Annotated in this window: 21 protein-coding genes; 4 read left to right on the forward strand and 17 right to left on the reverse strand. The window is 65.3% G+C overall.

Annotated features, from left to right (window positions below; translation table 11 throughout):
• Positions 1 to 185: 185 nt before the first annotated feature.
• The 10 genes from LCF60_RS16390 to yajC form a co-directional block, all read right to left on the reverse strand.
• Positions 186 to 725, reverse strand: coding sequence for a DsbE family thiol:disulfide interchange protein (locus tag LCF60_RS16390; RefSeq protein ID WP_292293207.1), 540 nt, complete (start codon positions 723 to 725; stop codon positions 186 to 188).
• Entirely contained in the window at positions 718 to 876 is a 159-nt protein-coding gene (ccmD, locus tag LCF60_RS16395) for a heme exporter protein CcmD (RefSeq protein ID WP_292293208.1), read from the reverse strand. The genes LCF60_RS16390 and ccmD overlap by 8 nt, the downstream gene beginning before the upstream one ends.
• Positions 873 to 1,601: a heme ABC transporter permease gene (locus LCF60_RS16400; protein ID WP_292293210.1), complete on the reverse strand. Its 729-nt coding sequence runs from the start codon at positions 1,599 to 1,601 to the stop codon at positions 873 to 875. The genes ccmD and LCF60_RS16400 overlap by 4 nt, the downstream gene beginning before the upstream one ends.
• A 58-nt stretch (positions 1,602 to 1,659) precedes the next feature.
• Positions 1,660 to 2,316 carry a heme exporter protein CcmB gene (gene ccmB, locus LCF60_RS16405; RefSeq protein ID WP_292293212.1) on the reverse strand — a complete coding sequence of 219 codons (657 nt, stop codon included), beginning with the start codon at positions 2,314 to 2,316 and terminating at the stop codon, positions 1,660 to 1,662.
• The gene (gene ccmA, locus LCF60_RS16410) at positions 2,313 to 2,927 is read right to left on the reverse strand and encodes a heme ABC exporter ATP-binding protein CcmA (RefSeq protein WP_292293213.1); all 615 of its coding nucleotides are present in this window, start codon (positions 2,925 to 2,927) and stop codon (positions 2,313 to 2,315) included. The genes ccmB and ccmA overlap by 4 nt, the downstream gene beginning before the upstream one ends.
• Positions 2,928 to 3,400: 473 nt before the next feature.
• A complete protein-coding gene (locus tag LCF60_RS16415) occupies positions 3,401 to 3,757 on the reverse strand; it encodes an Mth938-like domain-containing protein (protein ID WP_292293214.1) in 357 nt (118 codons plus the stop codon).
• A 14-nt stretch (positions 3,758 to 3,771) separates the two neighbouring features.
• Complete coding sequence (locus LCF60_RS16420) at positions 3,772 to 4,530, reverse strand: sulfite exporter TauE/SafE family protein (RefSeq protein ID WP_292293216.1); 759 nt, start codon at positions 4,528 to 4,530, stop codon at positions 3,772 to 3,774.
• A complete protein-coding gene (gene secF / locus LCF60_RS16425; RefSeq protein ID WP_292293218.1) occupies positions 4,523 to 5,491 on the reverse strand; it encodes a protein translocase subunit SecF in 969 nt (322 codons plus the stop codon). Before secF ends, LCF60_RS16420 begins: the two co-directional genes overlap by 8 nt.
• A gap of 18 nt (positions 5,492 to 5,509) precedes the next feature.
• On the reverse strand, positions 5,510 to 7,171 hold the full coding sequence (gene secD, locus LCF60_RS16430; protein WP_292293219.1) for a protein translocase subunit SecD: 1,662 nt from the start codon (positions 7,169 to 7,171) through the stop codon (positions 5,510 to 5,512).
• A 30-nt stretch (positions 7,172 to 7,201) separates the two neighbouring features.
• Positions 7,202 to 7,489: a preprotein translocase subunit YajC gene (gene yajC, locus LCF60_RS16435; RefSeq protein ID WP_292293235.1), complete on the reverse strand. Its 288-nt coding sequence runs from the start codon at positions 7,487 to 7,489 to the stop codon at positions 7,202 to 7,204.
• 229 nt (positions 7,490 to 7,718) lie between these two features.
• On the opposite strand from yajC, the gene LCF60_RS16440 reads away from it, so the two are divergent.
• The 3 genes from LCF60_RS16440 (at position 7,719) to LCF60_RS16450 (ending at position 10,472) form a co-directional block, all read left to right on the forward strand.
• Entirely contained in the window at positions 7,719 to 8,381 is a 663-nt protein-coding gene (locus LCF60_RS16440) for a trypsin-like serine protease (protein WP_292293220.1), read from the forward strand.
• Between the two features lie 94 nt (positions 8,382 to 8,475).
• Positions 8,476 to 9,768 carry a serine--tRNA ligase gene (serS, locus tag LCF60_RS16445; protein ID WP_292293221.1) on the forward strand — a complete coding sequence of 431 codons (1,293 nt, stop codon included), beginning with the start codon at positions 8,476 to 8,478 and terminating at the stop codon, positions 9,766 to 9,768.
• 2 nt (positions 9,769 to 9,770) lie between these two features.
• Positions 9,771 to 10,472: a hypothetical protein gene (locus LCF60_RS16450; RefSeq protein ID WP_292293222.1), complete on the forward strand. Its 702-nt coding sequence runs from the start codon at positions 9,771 to 9,773 to the stop codon at positions 10,470 to 10,472.
• A 53-nt stretch (positions 10,473 to 10,525) separates the two neighbouring features.
• Here LCF60_RS16450 and LCF60_RS16455 read toward each other — a convergent pair whose 3' ends face one another.
• A complete protein-coding gene (locus LCF60_RS16455) occupies positions 10,526 to 10,765 on the reverse strand; it encodes an EF-hand domain-containing protein (protein ID WP_292293224.1) in 240 nt (79 codons plus the stop codon).
• Between the two features lie 250 nt (positions 10,766 to 11,015).
• Positions 11,016 to 11,888, reverse strand: a complete 873-nt coding sequence (locus LCF60_RS16460) for an NAD(P)-dependent oxidoreductase (RefSeq protein WP_292293225.1) — start codon at positions 11,886 to 11,888, stop codon at positions 11,016 to 11,018.
• Between the two features lie 147 nt (positions 11,889 to 12,035).
• Between LCF60_RS16460 and LCF60_RS16465 the strand changes: the two genes are divergently transcribed.
• Positions 12,036 to 14,501 (forward strand): penicillin acylase family protein, encoded by a 2,466-nt coding sequence (locus LCF60_RS16465; RefSeq protein ID WP_292293226.1) that lies wholly within the window; start codon positions 12,036 to 12,038, stop codon positions 14,499 to 14,501.
• 129 nt (positions 14,502 to 14,630) lie between these two features.
• Here the strand turns inward: LCF60_RS16465 and hflX are convergent, their stop codons facing one another.
• The 5 genes from hflX to LCF60_RS16490 all read right to left on the reverse strand — a co-directional run.
• Positions 14,631 to 15,884 carry a GTPase HflX gene (gene hflX / locus LCF60_RS16470; RefSeq protein WP_292293227.1) on the reverse strand — a complete coding sequence of 418 codons (1,254 nt, stop codon included), beginning with the start codon at positions 15,882 to 15,884 and terminating at the stop codon, positions 14,631 to 14,633.
• Between the two features lie 17 nt (positions 15,885 to 15,901).
• Entirely contained in the window at positions 15,902 to 16,141 is a 240-nt protein-coding gene (gene hfq / locus LCF60_RS16475) for an RNA chaperone Hfq (protein ID WP_292293228.1), read from the reverse strand.
• Between the two features lie 122 nt (positions 16,142 to 16,263).
• A complete protein-coding gene (locus LCF60_RS16480) occupies positions 16,264 to 17,778 on the reverse strand; it encodes a potassium transporter TrkG (RefSeq protein WP_292293230.1) in 1,515 nt (504 codons plus the stop codon).
• A 3-nt stretch (positions 17,779 to 17,781) separates the two neighbouring features.
• Positions 17,782 to 19,158 (reverse strand): Trk system potassium transporter TrkA, encoded by a 1,377-nt coding sequence (gene trkA, locus LCF60_RS16485; RefSeq protein WP_292293231.1) that lies wholly within the window; start codon positions 19,156 to 19,158, stop codon positions 17,782 to 17,784.
• Between the two features lie 264 nt (positions 19,159 to 19,422).
• Positions 19,423 to 20,226: sigma 54-interacting transcriptional regulator (locus LCF60_RS16490; RefSeq protein WP_292293232.1), on the reverse strand; the 804-nt coding region annotated here is incomplete at its 5' end.

Consider the following 20,226-nt stretch of genomic DNA (forward strand, 5'->3'; position numbering starts at 1 on the left):
TACACTTCCGGCGCAGCGACCCCACTTATCCGTGAACGCCTGAACCCAACGTCCACACAAAAACACGAGTTGCCCGATGAAAGTTCTGACAATCCTTCAGACTGCTGCCCTGCTGTTGATTGCCGGGGCCAGCGTGTTCGCCGGCATCCCGGACAGCGCGCAGACCCTTCTGCCCTGACCCCTGGTCAGTTCGCCATCGCCTTTTCAAGCGCCGGCGCGAAGCGCTGTTCGTAATCCGACCCGACCAGCGGTCCGGCAAACCGGAACAGCACCGTGCCATCGCCGTCGACGATGAAGGTCTCCGGCGGCGCCGTCACACCCCAGTCGATCGACGTGCGGCCCGCCGGATCGAACGGGACGGCAGCGAACGGGTTGCCGTCTTCCTCAAGATAGCGGCTCGCGTTCGCCTCCTGGTCGCGGATGTTCACGCCGATGATCTGCATGCCGTCCGCCTGCATTTCCAGCAGCTTGGGATGCTCGACCCGGCACGGCGGACACCAGCTCGCCCAGAAATTCACCAGCGTCACCTCTCCTGAGGTCAGCATCGCGGGATCGAACGCGGCATAGCCGGGCAAGGCGGTTTCGGTGATCGGCGGCGCAGGTTGCCCGACGCGGGTCGATGGCAGACCCTGGGGATCATCGCGGAACATACCCACATAGGCCAAGAGCGCGAACGCTCCGAAGAGGACCGGTGGCAGCACCATCAGGGGCGAAATTCTAGCCATGATTGCCCTTCCGGCTTTCCACCTCGTCGAGCGCGGCGCGAACCTTGCGGGCGCGTCGAAGGCTTGCCGCAACGATGATCACCAGCAGCACGAGGGTCACGCCATAAGAGCTGATCACCTCGAATGCATATTTGCCAAGGTCGGGCATCATGCCTGCCCCTCTCGCGCCAGAAGCGCACGGGTGCGGCGCGCGCGGATCTCGGTCTGGGTGCGCAGGAACACCAGCGCCACGAACAGCAGCGCAAAGCCCACCATGCTGATCACGGCAGGGTACCAGAACACGTCGGAAATGTTCTCTTCCCTGTCCATCGAAAACGTCGCCCCCTGGTGCAGGCCCTGGTTCCAGAAATTCACCGCATACCGGCTGAGGATCGCGAAAACCGATCCGACAAGACACAGGATCGAGGTCAGGTCGGCCGCGGTGTCGTCATTCTCGATCGCTTCCCACAGGGCGATGTAGCCCAGATAGAACAGGAACAGGATCAGGAACGAGGTCAGACGCGGATCCCATTCCCACCAGGTGCCCCACATCGGCTGGCCCCAGAACGCGCCCGTGACCAGAGCGATCACGGTCATCACCGCGCCGACCGGCGCCGCGGCGCGGGCCGCCAGCGCCGAGACATGGTGCCGCCGCACGATCCAGATCAGCGATGCCACCAGCATCATCAGCCAGGCATTGATCGCCATCAGAGCCGAGGGCACATGGATATAGATGATCTTGACGGTCGACCCCATGCGGAAATCATCCGGCGTGAAGAAGAAACCCCAGGTCAACCCGGTGACCAGGCACAGAAAGGCAAGCGTCCAGACCCACGGCAACACCTTGTCGGTGGTGCGGATGAACTTCACCGGATTTGCGTATTCCCACAAAGACATGATCGTCAGGTAGGCGGTTTTTTCGTCGCCTTCAATTCAAAAAACCGCATAGGACACGTTACCGCAGATTGATCCGCAGCACGGCCGCGCTGGCAAAGGGCAGAAGCGCGATCGCCCCGAAGCTGATTCCCGCCAGAAGCAGAAGCGGCGCCTGCACGGTCAGCCCTTCGCCCCCGCGCCGTGCCACCTCGGCCCCGAAGATCAGCGTCGGCACATAGAGCGGCAGGACCAGCAGCGACATCAGAAGCCCGCCGCGCTTGAGACCCACGGTCAGCGCCGCGCCGAAGGTGCCGATCACGCTCAGCGCCGGGGTGCCGACGGCCAGGCTGACCACGACCCACAAATAGGCGTCACCCGGCAGGTTGAGCAACACGCCCAGCACCGGCGCAGCCAGCACCAGCGGCAGCCCGGTGGTGATCCAGTGGGCAAAGGCCTTGACCGTCACGATGCCCTCCATCGGCAGCGGCGCCGTCGCCAGCAGGTCAAGCGATCCGTCTTCCCAGTCCAGCGCAAGGATGCGGTCAAGCGACAGCAGACAGGCCAGCAACGCACCGATCCACAGGATACCCGGCGCGATGCGCGACAGAAGTTCGGTCTGCGGCCCGACGCCGAAGGGCACGAGCACCGTCACGATCAGGAAAAACGCAAGGCCCAGGCCAAAGCCGCCCCCGGCGCGGATCGACAGCATCAAGTCCCGCAGCAGAAGCGCTCTCACAGGAAGGCCTCGTCCATCTGGCGCGCCCGGGGCGCCGCCTTGAACGGCGTCAGGTCAAGCACGCGCGCCTCCGCGAGGCCAAGGTCGATATGGGTCGCCATCAGGGCGCTGCCGCCATTTCGAAGATGGCGGCGCACCGCCTCGGCGAAGAGAGCGACAGACGCGGTGTCGAGCGAGACGGTCGGTTCGTCCAGAACCCAGATCGGCCTGCCGGTGACCATCAGCCGCGCCAGCCCCAGCCGCCGCTTCTGACCGGCCGACAAGGTGCCCGCCATGCGGTGGCGCAGCTCGGTCAGGGCGAAAGACATCAGCGCCGGTTCGATCTCGGTCACGCCGAACACCGAGGCCCAGAAACGCAGGTTCTCGGTCACGCTGAGCATGGCCTTGAGGCCATCGGAATGCCCCGCATGGGCGATCTGATCCTCGGCCCCGGACACCGTGCCCCGCTCGGGCGGCTGAAGGCCCGCCACGCTGCGCAACAGGGTGGTCTTGCCGATCCCGTTGGGTCCGCGCAGGACAAGCGCCTCTCCCGCCGCGAGGTCGAAGGAAACGCCTTCGAGGATCGCAAGGCCACCCCGGGTGACAGCCATATCACGTACAGTCAGAACCATGCCCCGACTTAGACCAAGCCCGGGGCCGGCAAAAGCACGAAAATGGGGCTTGGAGGAATTCACCGACCAGACCGGACCGGCGCTTTCCGTCAACGGAAAGAGACGATGCGTCCAAGCATCGTGTCGCGTTCAGGTCACAGGCAAAAGCGCAACAGGCAAAGCCTGATGCAAGACCGGCACACCGGCGCAATCGCAGGCTTTCCGTCAACGGAAAGCCACGATGCGTCAACGCATCGTGTCGCGTCCAGGTCCAGGCAAAAGCGCAACATACAAAGCATGATGCAAGACCGGCACACCGGCGCAATCGCAGGCTTTCAGTCAACGGAAAACCACGATGCGTCAACCCATCGTGTCGCGTCCAGGTCACTGGCAAGAGCGCAACAGGCAAAGCGTGATGCAAGACCGGCACACCGCCGCACCCGCAGGCTTTCCGTCAACGGAAAGCCATGATGCGTCAACGCATCGTGTCGCGTCTAGGTCACAGGCAGAAGCGCCACGGCCACGCGGCGGCCTTCGGACAGGAGCACGTTGTATGTCCGGCAGGCCGCGGGCGAACTCATGACCTCGACACCGACGCCCTTGGCCTCGAGCGTGTCGCGCAGCGCCCGTGGGATATGCGCCACGTCGTCGCCGGTTCCGACGAAAAGCACATCGATCTCGCCTTCCAGGGCCAGCAGGGTTTCGACATCGTCATACCCGCCCCAGGACATCGTGCCCATGAAGCCGGTCACCAGCGGCGCCTCGCGTTTCTGACCCCCGATGCGAAAGAAGCCCGGGCCGTAGCCGTCGATCGGTTCGGCATCGGTATAGACCACTTCGTTCAAGCGCATGCTGTCTCCCTTGCTCAGAGCCTGTCCCAGATCGGCAGCCCCATCAGGGTTGCCGCCGCGATGATGACATAAGCCGCAACGCGGTAGGATCGTTCCCGGTCGGGCAGGAACAGGGCCTGACCGACCAATGCACCCATGCCATAGGGCACAAGCATCACCAAGCCCAACGCAACCGCCTCTGCGGTCAAAATCCCTTGAAGATACATCAGCGGCAGCAAAAGCAGGCTGGTGATCGTGAGAAACACCAGCGTCGTTGCACGAGTCGTCGCGATGGCGTCGCGCCCGGCGAGCTGGAACAGCACCATGATAGGCCCCAGAAGCCCGCTGATCCCGCCGACGAACCCGGTGGCCAGGCCGATCCCGATGCGGGTCGTCAGTCGCGGCGCGACGGCATGTCGCCAGCCTGCGATCAGCGCGACCAGCGTGATGGCACAGGTCGACACGACGAACCAGCGGATCACGGTGGTATCGGCCACCCGCAGCACCCAGATCCCGAAAGAGGCCGCCACCGTGGCGCTGACGATCAGAACGCCGACCGCCTTGCGGTCCACCAGCGGCAGCGCCCTTGGAAAGACCGTGACCACCGAGGCCAGAGCCGAAACGGCAAAGGCCGCGATCGCCGTGGCCGGTGTCACGAACGCCGCCGCGATCGGCATGAAGATCAGACCGGCGCCGAACCCCGCAAAGCCGTAGACCACGCCGGCCACAAGTGTCGTCAGGATCATCCAGCCCAGCCCCGCTGTCTCCAGCGCGGCCAGCAGGATGTCAGGCATCGACATTGGCAAACTGGTTGCCGGTCGTGTCCGTGGGTTTCGTCCAGTCGCGCTTGACCCCCAGCCACAGCAGGATGGCCGAGGCGACGAAGATCGACGAATAGGTGCCGACGATCACACCCCAGATCATCGCGAAGACGAAACCGCGGATCACGTCGCCGCCCAGCACGAAGAGCGCGATCAGCGCCAGCAGCGTGGTGGCCGAGGTCATGAAGGTCCGGCTCAGGGTCTCGTTGATCGAGATGTTGAGAACCTCCTTGAGGTTCTTCTTCTTGTACTTGATCAGGTTCTCGCGCACCCGGTCGAACACCACCACCGTGTCGTTCAGTGAATAGCCCACGATGGTCAGCAGCGCCGCGATGATGGCAAGGTCGAACTTGATCTGAAGCTCCGAGAAGATGCCGATCGTCAGGATCACGTCATGCACAAGCGCCGCAACCGCCCCCAGGGCGAACTGCCATTCGAACCGCAGCCAGATATAGACCAGCACCGCTGCAATCGCCAGCACCACCGCGATCGCCGCCGTCTGGATCAGCTCGCCGGATACCTTTGGCCCGACGGATTCGACCGACACGAACTCGATGTCCGGCACGACCTCTCTCAAGGCGGCCTCGACCTGTTCGATCACGGCGACACTGACCGCCTCTTCGCCCTCCTGCGCCTGGATGCGCACCATGGCCACGTTCCGGTCCGGACCGAAGGTCGGGTCGAAGACTTCCGAGATCGTGATGTCGCCCAGCCCCAGGGCCCCGATGGCGTCGCGGTACTGCCCCACGTCGACGGGCTGCGCGCTTTCGGTGCGGATGGTGGTGCCGCCGCGGAAATCGATGCCGTAGTTGAGGCCCTGCAACAGGAACGACACCAGGGCCATCACCATCAGAACCCCGGAAATGCCAAGCCAGATCTTCCAGCGGCTGAAGAAGTCGAAATTCGTGTTCTGTTTGACCAGTCGCAAGCGCATGTCAGGCCGAGCCTTCTGTTATACTTCGATTGTCTTGGGGCGACGGCGTTCGAACCACATCACGATCAGAAGCCGGGTGACAAAGATGGCCGTAAAGACCGAGGTCATGATACCAAGACCGAGCGTGATCGCAAAGCCGCGCACCGGGCCAGAGCCCATCACGAACAGGATCACCGCGGTGATGAAGGTGGTGATGTTGGCGTCCAGAATGGCCGAGAGCGCCTTTTCATAGCCCAGCTCGATGGCGCGGGCCGGACCGCGGGCGGTTTTCACCTCTTCGCGGATCCGTTCGAAGATCAGCACGTTGGCGTCCACCGCCATGCCGACCGTCAGCACGATCCCGGCGATTCCGGGCAGCGTGAGCGTGGCCCCGATCAGGCTCAGAAGCCCGAAGATCAGCCCGATATTGATGATCAGCGCCACGTTGGCGAAAAGCCCGAACAACCCGTAACTGAGCGCCATGAAGACAAGCACGGCGGCAAAGGCCACGATCGTCGCGATCTGACCGGCCTCGATGCTGTCCTGCCCGAGTTCCGGCCCGATGGTGCGTTCTTCGAGGAATTCCAGCCCCGCCGGCAAGGCCCCAGCCCGCAGCAGAACCGCAAGCTGCGTGCTTTCCTCGACCGTGAAATTGCCGGTGATGATGCCCGATCCGCCGGGAATGTGGCTCTGGATCACCGGGGCGCTGATCACCTCGTCATCCAGGACGATGGCGAAGGGATTGCCGATATTGGCCGCCGTATAGTCGCCGAACTTGCGCGCTCCCGTGGGATTGAACCGGAAATTCACCGCCGGGCGGCCGTTCTGGTCAAAGGCGGGTTGCGCGTCGACAAGCTCGTCTCCGGTGACCACCGGCGCCTGTTCGAGGATGTAGAAGACGCCGGTTTCATCCAGCGACGGCAACAGCTCGTTGCCGACACCGGGGCTGGCATTGGCATCGTCGGTGCGGCCCAGCACGGGCTGGAACGTCAGCTGCGCGGTGGTGCCGATGATCTCTTTCAGCTCGGCCGCCGACCCGATGCCGGGCACCTGGATCAGGATGCGGTCGCTGCCCTGTCGCTGGATCGTCGGTTCCCGTGTGCCGACCTCGTCGATGCGGCGGCGGATGATCTCCAGGCTTTGCTGGATCGTCCGTTCGTCGGTGGCGATCTGCTCGGCCTCCGACAGGGTGACGACGATGTCCGACCCATCGGCGGTCACGTTCAGATCGTTGCTCATCGCGCCGGTCAGAGACACCACCGGCTGCGCCAGACCGCGCACCAGTTCCAGCGCCCGGTCCATGTTTTCGGGCTGGGAAATCCGGACCCGCAATTCCCCCGGGTCCGAAGGTTGCAGACGGATCGTGCCCACGACGTCGCGTTCGGGCCGCAGCACGTCGCGCACCTCGGGCCACAGAGCCTCGAGCCGCGCGGCGTAGACATCCTCGACCTGAACCTCTGCCAGCAGATGCGCCCCGCCCCGCAGATCGAGTCCGAGATTGACCAGCCCCGACGGCAGGAAATTCGGCCAGCCTGCGCGTTGCGCCAGAAGCTCCGGGCTCTCGCCCTGCAACTCCATCGCGGCGACCGCGTCATTATGCTGTTCGACACGGGGGTAGAACAGGTTGGGCAGCGCAAGTGCCAGGCCCACCGCGACGGTGGTCCAGATCAGCAGGCGCTTCCAGAGGTCGATCTGAAGCATGAGCGAGCGGTCCGATACGGGCTGGAGAGATCAGGAATTGGCGGGTTCGGTCTTGGAAACAACCTGCGCCACGGTGTTCTGCACCACGCGAACCTTGACGCCTTCTGCAATCTCGACGTCCAGTTCGTTGTTTTCCTTGACCTTTACCACCTTGCCGATCATCCCGCCCTGGGTGATGACAACATCACCGCGGCGCAGGCCTTCGACCATCTTCTGATGCTCTTTCATCTTTTTCTGCTGCGGGCGGATCAGCAGGAAATACATGATCGCGAAGATCAGGATAAGAGGGACAAACTGGGCAATGGCGTTGCCGTCCATGGGCGTGCTCCTTGAAGTTGGCGGGGCACACCCCGCATGATCTGGCCGCATGATCTGGCCGTAAATTTGCGCGGAACCTATGTCGCCATGTCGTGCTTTGCAAGGCAGCTTCCGACGCATGTGACATGCGGCCCCGCGCGCCGTGGCGCAGTCCGTCATTTCGGCAAAATCGGCCACGATCCGGGCCTGCACCTTGTGACCCGCCCGGAAATGCGCCTTACATCGCGCCATGAGTCCCCTGTTGCCTGTCCTGTTGTCAGTCCTGATCGCCTCTGCCGCGACGGCACAGGACCTGCCCGTGCTGCCCGCCGAGGATCATGCCGCCTGGCAGGCGGTCGGGCGCGTCAACGCCGCGGGCTATCGCACCCGCGAGATGTGCACCGGCACCCTGATCGCCCCCGACACCGTCCTGACCGCCGCGCATTGCCTGTCCGGCATCGACGGAACCGGCCCCACGCCTCAGGAGATCACCTTTGTGGCGGGCTGGTTGCGCGGCGATGCGGCGGACAGCGTGACCGGACGCGCGATCTGGGTGCACCCCAGGGCCTATGCCCAGGGCAGCCTTGACGTGCGTTACGACATCGCCCTGCTGACGCTGCAACGCCCCAGCACGATCGCGCCCCTGCCGGTTCTGGACCGGCGTTTCACCGTTCCGCCCTACGCCATCATCGGCTATTCGTCGCGCCGCCCGCACATGCTCGGGGCCGCGTTCGGCTGTGGTGGAACACGCGGTGCCGGGCTGCTGCGGCTCGACTGCCAGGTGCGGCCGGGAAACTCGGGCGGGCCGGTGCTGGTTCGGGGCGATTCCGGCTGGGCGGTAACGGCCGTCATCAGCGCGATGGGCCAGACCGGATCGCTGGCCGTGCCGGTGGCGCGTCTGCCGCACCGCTGACCCCGATCCACCCGCCTTTCCAACCCCCTACCCAAGGCGCGCAGATCGGTGCATAAGGCCGCCGAACATATTGCGAGTCAGAAGGACAAGACCCATGCATGACATCCGAGCCATCCGCGAGACCCCCGCAGCGTTCGACGCGTTGCTGTCGCGTCGTGGGTTGGAGCCGGTCTCGTCCGAGGTGCTGCGCATCGACGAAGCCCGCCGCGCCGCCATTCTCGAAGCCGAAACCGCCCAGGCCGACCAGAACCGGGCAGCCAAGGAAATCGGCAAGGCCAAGGCATCCGGCGACGAGGCCGCATTCGCACGGCTGCGCGACGAGGTGTCCGCCAAGAAGCAGGCCGTCGCCGACATGCAGGCCCGCGCCAAGCAGTTGGACGACACGTTGCAGACCCTGCTGATGGGCCTGCCCAACCTGCCTTTCGACGATGTGCCCGAAGGTGCGGACGAGGCCGACAATGTCGAGATCCACCGCTGGGGCAGCCCGCGCGAATTCGACTTCCAGCCGAAAGAGCATTACGAGATCGCCAGCGTGCAGCCCGGCATGGACTTCGAGACCGCCGCCAAGCTGTCTGGATCGCGCTTTGTCGTGATGTCCGGCGCGGTCGCCCGCGTGCATCGCGCGCTGGCCCAGTTCATGCTGGACACGCATATCACCGAAAACGGGCTGACCGAGACATGGACTCCAGTCCTTGTCCGCGACGACATGATGTATGGCACCGGCCAGTTGCCGAAATTCGGCGAAGACAGCTACCAGACCACAAATGGCTGGTGGCTGGTGCCGACCGCCGAGGTGCCCTTGACCAATATCGTCAACGGCGAAACCGTGGACGAAGACACCCTGCCCCGCCGCTATGTCGCGCATACGCAATGCTTCCGCTCCGAGGCGGGCAGCGCCGGGCGCGACACGGCCGGGATGCTGCGCCAGCACCAGTTCGAGAAGGTCGAGATGGTGTCGATCACCCATCCCGATCACAGCCGCGACGAACTGGACCGCATGACCGGCTGCGCTCAAGGCATCCTTGAACGGTTGAACCTGCCCTATCGCACCGTAGTGCTGTGCACCGGCGACATGGGCTTCGGCGCCCGCCGCACCCATGACATCGAAGTGTGGCTGCCGGGTCAGAACGCCTATCGCGAGATCAGCTCGGTCTCGGTCTGCGGCGATTTCCAGGCCCGCCGGATGAATGCCCGCTTCAAGCCCGCAGGTGGCGGAAAGCCCGATTTCGTGCATACATTGAACGGGTCGGGCCTCGCTGTCGGGCGCTGCCTGATCGCGGTCCTCGAGAATGGACAGGAAGCAGATGGATCCGTCACATTGCCCGAGGCGTTGCATCCGTGGCTGGGTGGCAAGACGCGGATCACGGCGAACGGGGTGATGGAGTAGGCATGACACGGCTCTGGGCAGCACTATTACTTGTGGCGGCACTCGCATTTGCCGCCTCTCCGTGGTTCACCCAAGGCTTCAACGGGTTCGAGCCGGATCAGTTTCCGGTGCCGCAGGACGACCCGCCGGTGCAGCCCGCGGGCTATGCCTTTTCGATCTGGGGCCTGATCTATGTCTGGCTCATCGTGGGGGCCGGGTTCGGCCTGATCCGGCGCAGTGACGATCCGGACTGGGCCCCGATGCGCCCGCCGCTGGTGCTCAGCCTCGCCATCGGGGCCACGTGGCTGCCGGTCGCCAATGTCTCGCCGGTGATCGCCACGATCCTGATCTGGGCGATGCTGGGGACCGCGCTGCTCAGCCTGTTCCGCGTCGGCGACACCGACCGCTGGGTGCAGCAGGCGCCGGTCGCGATCTACGCGGGCTGGCTGACTGCGGCTTCCTCGGTCTCGATCGGGCTGCTGCTCGGCGGCTACGGGATACTGGGCGGCACGTGGTCGGCGATTGTCGCCCTGTCCATCGGTCTCGGGATCGCACTGATCGCGCAGTACCGCCTGCACCGCGCGCCCGAGTACGGAATCACCGTGATCTGGGCCCTGATCGGTGTGATCGTGGCCAATACCGGCCCGCTGAACATCGCCGTCGTCGGGCTCTGCGTGATCGGCATCATGGCCATCCTCGCCCTGCGCGGCACCGATACCGAGTAACGCAAAAGGGCTTCGGTTTCCCGAAGCCCCACATGAGGAAAACAGGCGGCCGATCAGCCCGCGACGAGGATCTCCGCGTCCTGCGCCGCCGTCAGTTCATCCGCGCTCACCGCGCCGTCGCCATCGGCATCGACCTCGGCAAAGACGTCTTCGGTCAGGTCGGGATAGGCGACCATCAGCTCTTCCATCGAATAGCTGCCATCGCCATCCGTGTCTTCCACCGCAACCTGCGCATGCGCCAAACCGGCTGTCAGGGCGACGACGGTTCCAAGGGTTACAATTGCGTTCTTCATGTCTTTCAACACTCCCATGCGGCCTCGACCGCAACAACGGCTCACTGCCGTCGACGCCTGACATATCACTGCCAAAGCGCGCCGCAAGACACTGAAATAAAGGCGTGATCATGGACCGGAGCTGCGTCGCCCGCCGCCGTTTCCGTCAACGGAAACGCCCGGATGCGTCGACGCATCCGGTGCCCTGTCCGCGCGAGGGTTTCCGTCGACGGAAACCGTGGATGCGTCGACGCATCCACCGCGCCCGGTGTCAGCCCATCGCGCGCAAACGCTTGATCAGGCTCGAAGTATCCCAGCGTTCGCCACCCAGCCGCTGGACGTCCTTGTAGAACTGGTCCACCAGAGCCGTGACCGGCAGCGACGCGCCCACCTCGTCGGCGGTATCAAGGCAGATGCCCAGATCCTTGCGCATCCAGTTGACGGCAAACCCGTGATCGAACTTGTCGTCGATCATCGTCTCCGAACGGTTCGACATCTGCCACGACCCGGCAGCGCCCTGGCTGATCACCTCGACCACCGCGCGCCCGTCAAGCCCTGCCTTCTCGGCGAAATGCAGCGCCTCGCTCAGCCCCTGCACGAGGCCGGCAATGGCGATCTGGTTGCACATCTTGGTCATCTGGCCCGCGCCGCTGTCGCCGATGCGGCGACAGATGCGGGCATAGGCGCCGATGATCGGCTCGGCCGCGTCAAAGGCCGCCTGATCCGCGCCGCACATCACCGACAGCACGCCGTTTTCCGCCCCGGCCTGTCCGCCCGAGATCGGCGCGTCGACAAAGGCGATGTCCTGTTCGGCCGCTGCCTCGTACAAGTCGCGGGTGACCTTGGCCGACACGGTGGTGTGATCGACAAAGATGCTGCCCTTCGCCATCCCTGCAAAGGCCCCGTCCTCGCCCAGGCAGACGCTGCGCAGATCGTCGTCATTGCCGACGCAGGACATCACGAAATCGCATCCCGCTGCCGCTTCGCGCGGTGTGGCCGCATGGGACCCGCCATGCGCCTCGGCCCATGCCTGCGCCTTGGAGGCCGTGCGATTGTAGACCGTGACGTCATGCCCGGCCTTCGCCAGATGCCCCGCCATCGGGTATCCCATGACCCCCAACCCCAGGAATGCCAGTTTCGCCATCTCGTGTGCTCCCTATCTTTCGTGGTAATTTCTTGCTGCCTTTACCTGACGCCACGCCGCCCCCTTGGCAAGGGGGCGTGTGTTCGGTAGGGGCTTTCACGGCCCCCCTGCACGGGTCGGGCATCCGGTTCGAAAGGGAAACGCGACGTGGCGCTGATCTTCAGAGCAATGGTCTGGCTGACCACGGCCTTCCTCGTTCTGGGGACGGTCTCGGTGCTCACGGTCTACTACCTCGCGTCGCGCTCCCTGCCCGATTACGACAAGACCATTCCGGTCTCCGGGCTGACCGCCGATGTCGAGATCGTGCGCGACAATTCCGGTGTGCCGCACATCTTTTCCGCCTCCGACCGCGATGCCTTCTACGCGCTGGGATATGCCCATGCGCAGGACCGCCTGTGGCAGATGACCCTTCTGCGCCGCACCGTCCAGGGCCGCCTGTCCGAACTGTTCGGCACCCGCACGGTCGAGACCGACAAGCTGATGCGGCGGCTCGATCTCTATCCCCGCGCCGTGCAATCGGTGACGGCACAGGACGACCGGACGCGCGACGCGCTCGACGCCTATGCCGCCGGGGTGAATGCCCGGATCACCGAGATCAACCGCGACAGCCTGGGGCGCGGCGCGCCCGAGTTCTTCGTCTTCAACGCACCGCTCGCGCCGTGGCAACCCGCCGATTCCGTGGCGCTGATCAAGCTGATGGCGCTGCAACTCTCGAGCCACCTGGGCGAGGAAGTGCTGCGCGCGCGCACGTCGCTCCTGTTGCCCGACGAAGACCGGGTGGCCGACCTGCTGCCCGACATTCCCGGCCCCGGCGTTGCGGCATTGCCTGAATACGCGCAGCTGGTGCCGGGTGTGTCACCGCGGACCCAATTCGCCCGGTCCGGACCGCCTGCCGCCTTCTGGCCGGTGCCCGAGCGCGGTCTGGCCGGCGCGTCGAATGTCTGGGCGGCGGATGCGTCGCGGTCTGCCACCGGATCGACCCTGATGGCGAATGACCCACATCTGCAATTCACCGCGCCGGCGACATGGTACCTTGCGCGGCTCGAGCTGTCCTCGGGCGGCGTCATCGGCGCGACCATCCCCGGTATCCCGGCGATCATGGCGGGTCGGTCCGAAGCCATCGCATGGGGAATCACCTCGTCCTATCTCGACGACCAGGATGTCTTCATCGAGGAACTGAACCCCGACAACCGCGAGCAGTACCGCACGCCGGACGGGTTCAAGCCCTTCGAGACCCGCCGGTCGATCATCGAGATCAAGGATTCCGGCCCGGTCACGCTCACCCTGCGCTGGACCGATAACGGGCCGGTCCTGCCGGCGACGCGGATGAACCTGGGCAGCGTCACACCGCCGGGCCATGTGGCGGCGCTTGGCTGGACGGCGCTCAGTGCGCGCGACACGTCGATGTCCGCCGCGATCGGGCTGATGTTCGCGCAATCGGTGGACAGCGCGCTGGAAGTGTCGAAATCCTATGTCGCGCCGTCCCAGAACCTCACCGTGATCGACGGCGACACGATCGCCATGAAGATGATCGGCGCGATGCCACGGCGCGACGAGGCGCATCAAAGCCAGGGGCGGATGCCGTCGCTGGGCTGGCGGCCCGAAAACCGCTGGCAGGGGGTGTTTCCCGACGATTCGAACCCGGTCTTCGTGAACCCCAATGGCGGCATCGTCGGCAACACCAACAACAAGATCGTCGACCGTCCCTTCCCGCTGCATGTCAGCTTCGACTGGGGCGACAGCCAGCGGGTGATGCGCTGGCGCGGGCTGATGCAGGGGCGCGAGGTGCACACCCGCGACAGCTTCATCGAGGCCCAGCTCGACACCGTCTCGGTCACCGCCCGCGCGCTGCTGCCGCTGATCGGCGCGGATCTGTGGTTCACCGGCGAAGCCGCCCCCGAAGGCACGCCGGACCGGCTGCGCCAGCGCGCGCTCGAGCTGCTGGCCAACTGGAACGGCGAGATGAACGAGCACCTGCCGGAACCGCTGATCTACTCGGCCTGGCTGCGCGCGCTGCAGGAGCGGCTGATCCGCGACGATCTTGGTCCGCTGGCGTCGGAATTCACCCGCGTCGAGCCGCTGTTCATCGAACGGGTCTACCGCGATGTCGACGGTGCCGGCGCCTGGTGCAACGTGATCCGCTCGGCGGCCGAGGAAAGCTGCACCGACATTGCGCGACTGGCGCTGGACGACGCGCTGGTCTGGATCTCGGAAACCTACGGCACGGCGCTTGAATCCCTGCGCTGGGGCGACGCCCACCAGGCCACCCATGATCACCCGGTCCTGGGCGATGTGCCGCTCCTGCGGTATTTCGTCAACATCCGCCAAAGCACCTCGGGCGGCGATCACACCCTGATGCGGGGGCGCAGCGCAGGCGACGGCCCCGACCCGTTTCTGAACGTGCATGGCGCAGCCTATCGCGGGGTCTATGATTTCGCCGATCCCGACAGTTCGGTGTTCATCCTGTCCACCGGCCAGTCGGGGCATTTCCTGTCGCGGCACTATGACAATCTGGGGATCCTGTGGCGGCGCGGGGAGTACATCCCGATGTCCCTGGACGCCGATCTTGCGCGTGCGGCCTCGGTGGGTGTGACCCGGCTGGTGCGCCAGTAAGGGGTTCGAACGGCCTTCGGCCGTCCGACGGGCGCGCGCTTCGCGCGCGTTGGGGGGCTCTGCCCCCGTCGCCAGGGGCGACTCCCCCGGGATATTTTCGAACCGGAGAAGCCGGGAGCTGCGCGCCTCTCAGAGGGTCTCGAATTGCCGTGCGTCCTTGGCGGACCAGCGCACCTTCAGCGTGTAGCCGGTCTCGTCCTGGGTTTCCTCCTCGACCAGCGCCTTGTCGAACAGCCAGGCGCGCTTGCGCCCCTCGTCGAAGCCCAGGTGGATCACCGCTTCGCGCCGGTCGCCTTCGAGGGCACGGTTTACCGCTGCCAGCAGCGCATCGAGCCCGTCGCCGGTCAGCGCCGAAGTGGCGAAGACCGAGTCGTCCCGCTCGGCACGGGCATGGGCCGCCGCGCGGGCCTCGGGATCCATCGCGTCGGTCTTGTTCCACACTTCGAGCAGCGGCGTGGTGTCGGTCACGCCCAGCGAATTCAGGATCTCGCGCACGTCCTGCGCCTGTTCCTCGGTGGCGGAATGGCTGATGTCGCGCACATGCAGGATCAGGTCGGCGGCCAGCACCTCTTCCAGCGTGGCGCGGAAGGCGGCGACCAGTTCTGTCGGCAGATCGCTGATGAAGCCCACCGTGTCGGACAGGATCACCTCGGGACCGTCCGGTAGCCTGACCGACCGCATGGTCGGATCGAGCGTCGCAAAGAGCATGTCCTTGGCCATCACCTCGGCCCCGGTCAGGCGGTTGAACAGGGTCGATTTCCCGGCATTGGTATAGCCCACAAGCGCCACGATCGGATACGGCACCTTGGCCCGCGCGGCGCGGTGCAGGCCGCGGGTCTTGACCACCTTGTCGAGTTGCCGGCGCAGATTGACCAGCTGGTCGTCGATGGCGCGGCGGTCGGCCTCGATCTGGGTCTCGCCCGGTCCGCCGACGAAGCCAAGTCCGCCGCGCTGCCGTTCAAGGTGGGTCCAGGCGCGCACCAGCCGCGTGCGCTGGTAGCTGAGCGCCGCCATTTCCACCTGAAGCACGCCCTCGCGGGTGGCGGCCCGGTCACTGAAAATCTCGAGAATCAGCCCGGTGCGGTCGAGCAGCTTGACCTTCCAGGCCTTTTCCAGGTTGCGCTGCTGAACCGGCGTCACCGGCCCGTCCACCAGCACCAGTTCGACGTCGTTTTCCTTGAAGCGGGTCGCCAGCTCTTCGATCTTGCCCGAGCCGAAAAGCGCACCGGGATGCGGCTTTGGCAGGCGCACCACGTCACGGCCCACGACCTCGAGCCCCGGCAAGGCGGCGGCCAGGGCCACGGCCTCATCGAGGGCCGGACCTGCCGCGCGGCGGGTCCGGTCGCTGGTGATGTCCGGGTGCAGGACCCAGGCGCGGGTCACATGCGGGTCATGTTCTTTCAAGTTTCGCCTTCGCCGTCATAGAGATTGATGGGCTGGGCCGGCATGATGGTCGAAATCGCGTGTTTGTAGACAAGCTGCGACTGTCCATCACGGCGCAGCAGCACACAGAAATTGTCGAACCAGGTGATCACGCCCTGCAATTTCACGCCGTTGATCAGGAAAACGGTCACGGGCACCTTGGTTTTGCGGACGTGGTTGAGAAACGCGTCCTGAAGATTCTGCCTATCCGATGCCATAAATAATGCCTTTGTTCTTGCTTTTGCCGCGCCGAAGGTCGTGATTTGCTCTCACTATGTCGTGCGGTTCGCATGAATTCCAGTGGAAAAACAAGGAATTTCGGCAGATGTGCCGGCAGCGCTCAATCGCGCCAGAGATCTGGTGTCAGAATAACCACAAGCGCCAGCATTTCCAGGCGCCCCATGATCATCGCGAGGGCGGCGATCACCTTGGGTCCGGGCCCCAGGTCGATCAACGCCAGCCGCCCGGCCTGCACGACATCGACCAGCGGGCCGCAATTGCTCAGGCTGGCGACCGCCATCACCAGGGACTGCTCGAACGGGATGCCGAAAGCGGCAAAGGCCACCGTGGTCGCCGCGAGGGTGATCGCGAAGATCATGAAGAACACCCAGGCGATGAACGCACCTTCGCGCCGTGTGCGCCGCGACACCAGGCCAGAGCGACCCACCGAGGACGGATGCACCAGCCGGTCCACCTCGCGCATGCCGTTGATGATCAGCGCGAAGACCCGCAAGAGCTTGACCCCGCCCGCCGTCGTGGCCACCCCGCCGCCGATCAGCGCCAGCCCCATCAGGATCACGCCCGGCGTTTCAAGGCCCGACCATTGTTGCGCATCGACCCAGTCAACGCTGGCGAAGCCCTGGGTTGTCAGGAATGACAGCACGGTGAAGGCCGCGCCCCAGAACGCACGGGCCGCCGCGAAGACGTTGTTCTGATCGCCAAGGTCGAGGGCCGCCACGAAATGCCGGAGCAACAGAAGCAGCGGCACCGACAGCACGATCGCCACCCCGAGCCGGAACTCCGGGTCATAAAGCAGCCCTGCCCGTTGCGACGCGCCGGTATCGGCCGAGAAGGTCAGCCGCGACAGCGCGAACAGCAGGAACACCGCCATGATCGCCTCACCGGCAAAGCCGCTGCTGGCCCCGGACGGACCACCCACCGGAGAGATGCCGGACGTGGACATCACGCTCATCGCATGGGTCAGCGCGACGAACGGCCGGTCGCCCGCCACCAGCAGCAGCACCCACAGCGCCAGCGTCAGCGACACGTAGGTCGGCACGAGAATGGCGGCGCTGCGGGCCAGGCGACTTGCCGGGTTCGACGTGTCCCGCCGCGCGGCACCGGCCACCACGTCCTGCCCGGGCTCATCCAGCGACGTCACCTCGAACCCGCCCAGATTGAGCGGCGCGAGGATCGCCGCCGCCGCCACCCACATCAGCAGCCCGCCCATCCAGCCGACCTGCGCGCGCCACAGGTGCTCGGCCATCGACAGCCGCTCGGGCGCGAACAGCGGCAGACCGGTGGTCGACAGGCTCGAGACCATCTCGAGATAGGCATTGAGGAAACTCGTGGTCTGGACCGACTCGTAGAACGGCACCGCAAGCACCGCCGGCAGGATCGCGAAAGTGCCCAGGAGCGCCAGCAACTGGCGGATGGCGTTGCGGTTATGCGGCCGGTTGGCCAGTGCAAGCCCGACCAGGGCGCAGAACACCAGCCCCACCAGCCCGGAATAGAAGAACGACCGCGCATCCTGATGCGCTTCGGTCCAGAGCGCCACCACCGCAGGCAGGATCATCGACGCCGACGCCATGCCGGTCAGCAGGATCAGGAAAGGCAGGCGGTACAGCAGCGCCATGGATCAGAAGAAGTCGATCGACACCTGAAGCAGGCGCTCGACCTCCGGCACGTCCTTGGCGAGGGCGAAAAGCACCACCTGATCGCCCGCGTCGATCACCATGGTCCCGGTCGGACGCTTGACCTTGTCGCCCTTGCGCACCGCGCCGACGATCACGCCTTCCGGGAAATCGATGTCGCGCAGCTTCTGGCCCGCCATCGGCGAGGTCGACAGCACTTCGGCCTCGATCACCTCGGCCTCGGCATCACCGATGGAATAGACAGACTTGACCCGGCCATGGCGGAAGTGGCGCAGGATCGAGCTGACCGTGACCGAGCGCGGGTTGATATAGGCGTCGATCCCCAGAGGCTCCATCAACGGCTCGAGCGTCGGGTCGTTGATCAGCACGATCGCCATCCGGCAGCCCTCGGACTTGGCGCGCACGGCGGCCAGCATGTTGGTCTTGTCGTCATCGGTCACGCAGAGCACCGCGTCGGCGCGCTCGATATTGGCCTCGGCCAGCAGCGTCACGTCCAGACCGTCGCCATTGAGCACAATCGTCCGCTCCAGCGCCTCGGCGGCGCGTTCGGCATGTTTGCGGCTGCGCTCGATCACCTTGACCCGGATCCGATCGGCCCGCGACTCGAGCTCCCGGGCGACCATCAGCCCGACATTGCCGCCGCCGATGATGACCACCCGCTCCTGCTTGCGCTGCGTCTTGCCGAAGATCTCGAGCGTCCGGCGCACGTCCTCGCGGTGGGACATCACGTAACAGGCATCGCCGGCGAAGATCTGGTCCCCGGCTTCGGGTGCAAACAGCGTACCCTCGCGGCGGATGCCCACGACGATGGCGCGCAAGGTCGAGAACAGATCCGTCAGCTGCTTGAGCGGCGTGTTGATGATCGGGCAATCCTCGTCGATGGTCAGCCCCATCAGGGACGCATCGCCCTCCAGAAAGGTCTCGGTATCGAACGCCGCCGGCGCATTGAGCCGTTGCAACGCGGCCTCGGCCACCTCCATCTCGGGGCTGATCACCACGTCGATGGGCATGTGATCGCGGCGGTAGAGGTCGGAATAGATCGCCGTCAGGTAGGATTTCGACCGCAGCCGCGCGATCTTGCGCGGAACCTCGAACACCGAATGGGCCACCTGGCAGGTCACCATGTTGACCTCGTCCGAATGGGTCGCGGCGATGATCATGTCGGCATCCCGCGCGCCCGCCTGGTCCAGCACATCCGGATAGGACGCGAAGCCCGCGATCCCCTGCACATCCAGACTGTCGGTCGCCCGCCGCACCAGTTCGGGGTTGTTGTCGACCACCGTGACCTCGTTGCGCTCGCCTGCGAGATGACGCGCGATCTGCCAGCCGACCTGACCTGCTCCGCAGATGATGACCTTCATGTGCTTCGCCCGCGGACGGGCCCCTTGGCTGTGGCGCAGGCTTCTGTTTGGCAGAGGTGGGGGGTGGGGTCAATTGGGGAGCACCGTGATGCCCCCCGCCGTAGGGTGCGTGCTCGCACGCACCTTTGTCGTGGATCGCCGCGACGGCGCGTGAAACCACGCCTTTTCCCCCGAAATCATCTCACGTTAACAAACGCTTAATAGGTCCGCTCCGGTCCGGATGTTTCGCGCGCGAAACAAAGGGGCCGGACCGGACCTACCGGGTCACGACGCCTCTTCCACCTCGTCCTCGAGATAGGCCACCCGGTTTCCCGCCTTCGAGCTTGTCACGACGCCCAGCGATTTCAGCTTGCGGTGCAAGGCGCTCCGCTCCATGCCGACAAAGCTGGCGGTGCGGCTGATATTGCCGCCGAACCGGTTGATCTGGGTCAGCAGGTATTCGCGCTCGAACGCCTCGCGGGCCTCGCGCAGCGGCATCGTGGCAAGCGTCCCCGACAGCACCACCCGGCCCTCTTCGTCCTCGGCGTGGCCGGATTCCTGCGGCAGTTCCCGAGCCCCGATGTCGCCGGTGCCGTCGCCCAGGATCAGCACCCGTTCGATCAGGTTCTTGAGTTGCCGCACGTTGCCCGGCCACACCATCGTCTGCAACAAAGCCACCGCGTCGGCGCTCACGCCGCGCTTTGGCAGGCCCTGGGTCTGGTTGAAAAGGTCCACGAAATGCTCGGCCAGCATCGGGATGTCCTCGCGCCGGTCCTCCAGGCTCGGAACCGCGATCGGCACCACGTTGAGCCGGTGATAGAGTTCCTCGCGGAACGTGCCCGCCGCGATCTCGGTCTGCAGATCGCGGTTGGTCGAGGAGATCACCCGCAGATCGACCCGCACCTTGTCGGCGCCACCGACGCGCTGGAACTGCTGATCCACCAGCACCCGCAGGATCTTGGACTGGGTGCCCAGCGGCATGTCCGCCACCTCGTCGAAATAGATCACCCCGCCATGCGCCTGTTCGAGCAATCCCGGCTCGACCCCGCGCTCGGGGGTTTCGCGGCCGAACAGCACCTCTTCCATCCG

It is taken from the genome of Marivita sp., from assembly GCF_020055635.1.
GTDB lineage: Bacteria > Pseudomonadota > Alphaproteobacteria > Rhodobacterales > Rhodobacteraceae > Marivita.

What these genes read in the sequence shown, in the direction of transcription:
- LCF60_RS16390 (WP_292293207.1), bottom strand. Translation starts at nt 725, where the DNA reads ATGGCTAGAATTTCGCCCCTGATGGTGCTGCCACCGGTCCTCTTCGGA.
- yajC (WP_292293235.1), bottom strand. Translation starts at nt 7,489, where the DNA reads ATGGACGGCAACGCCATTGCCCAGTTTGTCCCTCTTATCCTGATCTTC.
- trkA (WP_292293231.1), bottom strand. Translation starts at nt 19,158, where the DNA reads ATGAAGGTCATCATCTGCGGAGCAGGTCAGGTCGGCTGGCAGATCGCG.
- LCF60_RS16480 (WP_292293230.1), bottom strand. Translation starts at nt 17,778, where the DNA reads ATGGCGCTGCTGTACCGCCTGCCTTTCCTGATCCTGCTGACCGGCATG.
- hfq (WP_292293228.1), bottom strand. Translation starts at nt 16,141, where the DNA reads ATGGCATCGGATAGGCAGAATCTTCAGGACGCGTTTCTCAACCACGTC.
- LCF60_RS16400 (WP_292293210.1), bottom strand. Translation starts at nt 1,601, where the DNA reads ATGTCTTTGTGGGAATACGCAAATCCGGTGAAGTTCATCCGCACCACC.
- secF (WP_292293218.1), bottom strand. Translation starts at nt 5,491, where the DNA reads ATGCGCTTGCGACTGGTCAAACAGAACACGAATTTCGACTTCTTCAGC.
- LCF60_RS16450 (WP_292293222.1), top strand. Translation starts at nt 9,771, where the DNA reads ATGACACGGCTCTGGGCAGCACTATTACTTGTGGCGGCACTCGCATTT.
- LCF60_RS16440 (WP_292293220.1), top strand. Translation starts at nt 7,719, where the DNA reads ATGAGTCCCCTGTTGCCTGTCCTGTTGTCAGTCCTGATCGCCTCTGCC.
- LCF60_RS16460 (WP_292293225.1), bottom strand. Translation starts at nt 11,888, where the DNA reads ATGGCGAAACTGGCATTCCTGGGGTTGGGGGTCATGGGATACCCGATG.
- LCF60_RS16415 (WP_292293214.1), bottom strand. Translation starts at nt 3,757, where the DNA reads ATGCGCTTGAACGAAGTGGTCTATACCGATGCCGAACCGATCGACGGC.
- LCF60_RS16455 (WP_292293224.1), bottom strand. Translation starts at nt 10,765, where the DNA reads ATGAAGAACGCAATTGTAACCCTTGGAACCGTCGTCGCCCTGACAGCC.
- LCF60_RS16420 (WP_292293216.1), bottom strand. Translation starts at nt 4,530, where the DNA reads ATGCCTGACATCCTGCTGGCCGCGCTGGAGACAGCGGGGCTGGGCTGG.
- serS (WP_292293221.1), top strand. Translation starts at nt 8,476, where the DNA reads ATGCATGACATCCGAGCCATCCGCGAGACCCCCGCAGCGTTCGACGCG.
- ccmD (WP_292293208.1), bottom strand. Translation starts at nt 876, where the DNA reads ATGATGCCCGACCTTGGCAAATATGCATTCGAGGTGATCAGCTCTTAT.
- ccmA (WP_292293213.1), bottom strand. Translation starts at nt 2,927, where the DNA reads ATGGTTCTGACTGTACGTGATATGGCTGTCACCCGGGGTGGCCTTGCG.
- secD (WP_292293219.1), bottom strand. Translation starts at nt 7,171, where the DNA reads ATGCTTCAGATCGACCTCTGGAAGCGCCTGCTGATCTGGACCACCGTC.